This is a genomic window from Pseudomonas sp. P5_A12 (genome assembly GCF_056400685.1).
This window is the reverse complement of record NZ_JBFUKU010000604.1, coordinates 1-853: the sequence shown is the minus strand read 5'-3', so window position 1 is coordinate 853 and position 853 is coordinate 1. Positions and strand designations below refer to the sequence as shown.

Here is an 853-nt window from a genome sequence, read left to right as displayed (position 1 = left end):
CGTTACCCGTCACCGCACTCTTGATGATTTTTTCCCGCAGCCCGCTCAGCTCACCCACCCCGGACCGATCGAGCAAATGCTGAAAGTACGGCGGCAGGCTGTGTTTGAAGTGCGACACATACCCCGCAATGTCCAACTCACCACTTTCGATGTTTTTGTACAGTATCGCGCCCTCTTGAACCAGGAAGAAGGCGAGGATGATCACCGGCAGGATCGCAATCACCAGGCAGATACTCAGCGTGAGCAACGAAGTCAGGTTGCGCTCCCAGCCCAGCTTCAATTGCAGTCGACGCTGCATGGGCGCAAAGAGGATGCCGAGGATCACCGCCCAGAACACCGCGCCGTAAAACGGCAGCAAGATCCAGATGAACGCGGCAGTGACCAGCCCCAGCAAGATCACCAGCGATTTGTTCCGTACAGTTTTTTCGTTCATGTCCGATCCGTGTCAGTGCGCAGGGCCTTATAAGTTGAGCGGTCCTAATGCTTAGTCCTCCACGGTTCGCGCGAGTGCCATGGGTTTGTTCACAAAGCCTGGATCCAGATCAATAAACTCCATGGGCAAGTCGATTACGCTCCAGGCTTTTGCGACTGACATTGCCATGACTCCCCTTGCCCCCGAACTGCTCGCCCCCGCTGGCACCTTGAAAAACATGCGTTATGCCTTCGCTTACGGCGCCGATGCGGTGTACGCCGGCCAGCCACGCTACAGCTTGCGGGTGCGCAATAACGAATTCGATCACGCCAACCTGGCCCTTGGGATCCAGGAGGCCCAGGCCCAGGGCAAACGCTTTTATGTGGTGGTGAACATTGCGCCTCACAACTTTTATGTGGTGGTGAACATTGCGCCTCACAA

The 853-nt window shown here is 56.3% G+C and carries 1 protein-coding gene and 1 pseudogene; one reads left to right on the top strand and one right to left on the bottom strand.

Annotation, left to right across the window (positions count from 1 at the left end; translation table 11 throughout):
• On the bottom strand, positions 1-433 hold a 433-nt coding region (locus tag AC1DSG_RS31430), incomplete at its 3' end, for an AI-2E family transporter (protein ID WP_477794332.1).
• A 166-nt stretch (positions 434-599) separates the two neighbouring features.
• Here AC1DSG_RS31430 and AC1DSG_RS31425 point away from each other — a divergent pair.
• A pseudogene (locus tag AC1DSG_RS31425) lies at positions 600-853 on the top strand (hypothetical protein); the annotation flags it as partial.